This window comes from Candidatus Cloacimonadota bacterium (assembly GCA_011372345.1).
Lineage (GTDB): Bacteria > Cloacimonadota > Cloacimonadia > Cloacimonadales > TCS61 > DRTC01.
The window spans coordinates 1-1,805 of record DRTC01000247.1; the positions used below are offsets into that span (position 1 = coordinate 1).

3 protein-coding genes are annotated in these 1,805 nt (G+C 32.6%); all 3 read right to left on the reverse strand.

The window, feature by feature from the left end; genetic code table 11:
- Positions 1–409, reverse strand: a 409-nt coding sequence (locus ENL20_04715) for a hypothetical protein (GenBank protein HHE37857.1), incomplete at its 3' end; no start/stop codon positions are given.
- Positions 410–420: 11 nt separating this feature from the next.
- On the reverse strand, positions 421–1,158 hold the full coding sequence (locus ENL20_04720) for a hypothetical protein (GenBank protein ID HHE37858.1): 738 nt from the start codon (positions 1,156–1,158) through the stop codon (positions 421–423).
- A 10-nt stretch (positions 1,159–1,168) separates the two neighbouring features.
- Positions 1,169–1,805: hypothetical protein (locus ENL20_04725; GenBank protein ID HHE37859.1), on the reverse strand; the 637-nt coding region annotated here is incomplete at its 5' end.

Below are 1,805 nucleotides of genomic sequence, written 5' to 3' on the forward strand. Positions count from 1 at the left end.
AAGCAGCTTTTGCTTTCCATTTCAGGTCAGCTTTTCCAATGTCAAATAATATCTCGCTGGGAATTGTAATCGTTTTTTCGTTAAGATCAAATAATGAATCCACATTCACTTTTTCCATTATTTCCTGATTTTCAACGATCATTTTTGATTTTTCATAATCACTGATAATGAAAAAGAAGACAAAGAAAATCAACAATAATGTCATCAGGTCAGCATAAGGAACCATCGTATCGAGCATGTTTTCATCAAGTCTTTTTTCTGTTCCGTGTAAATGCTCTTCCAATTCTCCAACCGGACTGTCATATTCGACATTCATTTTTTCTTCGGAATGAACATTCATTTTAGTATCCGAAATTTTATTTTCTGCTCTATTATAAAGTTTCCCGGTAAATTTGTTTAACAGTCTCATATAAAATCCATTTAGTCTAAAAATCCATGTAATCTTTCTTTGAGAATTTGTGTATTTTCACCTCTCTGGATGGATAAAACACCTTCGATTATTAATAACCTCAGTCTGGTATCTTTTAAATTTTTTACTCTGATCTTTCCGGATATCGGTTTCAGGATCAAAGCCGAAAGGATCAAACCATACAAAGTTGTAACCAGAGCAAGACCCATTGCAGAAGGGATCGCACTTGGATCTTTAACTCGATTCAGCATGGCAATCAAACCGATAACAGTTCCCATCATACCAAACATGGGAGCTAAACTTCCGGCAATATAAAAAACATTTTCAGCAATATTGTTTTTTCTGGTGATCAACCTGTTGTCTCGCAATAAAATTTCTTTGATCAAAGCCGGATTTTCATTGTCTGCAACCAACCTTAATCCTCTTTCCAGGAAAGGCAACTGTTTGACTGTTACCAGATCGAAACTGCTGTTCACTCCTTCTCGAAGCGTGCGTTTGTTCACATCCAGAATAACATCGATGATATGAGCTGCTTTTATGTTCCTTTCTGAAATGATCTCAAAAAAAGCAGAGAATCCGTATTTCAGATCTGTGAATGAAAAATAAACCATAGTTGCTGCAATTGTTCCGCCAATCGTAATTACAAAAGCATTCCAGTTAAGATAGTAGCTAATATCTTCCTGTGAAAAAACTACAATAACTATCAAAGCAACACCGCTTATTAAACCAATTAACATTGAAGATTTCATATATTCACCTTTATTTGTATTTTAAAATTTCTCTAATGGCATTAAAAACATTATCGATTGTGATTGCTTTTTCTTCTTCTGATAACTCATTAAGGATTTCCAGGTCTTCCCTGAACATTGATGCAACTCTTTCAGACATATTTCTAAAGAATTTTTCCCTGATTTCATATTTAACACTTTTCATGAATGAAATCAGGGAATTATGTTCAAGATTATTAATAATTAGAACTATGTCATTATCGTCGAGTTCAGTTAGATCATCAAACATGAATATTTTATTTCTTAATTCCTTACCTATTTCAGAGTTTACTTCTTCAATTTTGTCATATAATTTTTTTGAATTTTCCAAAGGCAGATTATTTACGAAATTGATCAGAGCAGTTTTTCCATCTGTTCTCATTGATTCTTCCGAGAGGAATTTCTTATATTTTTCGAAAAGTTTCTTTTGTAATGCTTCTGCATCTTCTTTTGAAATTTTGAAATCCGATAAAAGAACATTAATGATCTCGTCGGTATTATCAGTGAATTCATTAAAGAAATTTTTAGCATAATCTACTGATAATGAGGAAAGTATATAAGCGATATCCTTTGAAGATTCTTTTTTCAGGATTTCTATTAAACTGCTGATCTCAAGGTTTTCCAGGAAA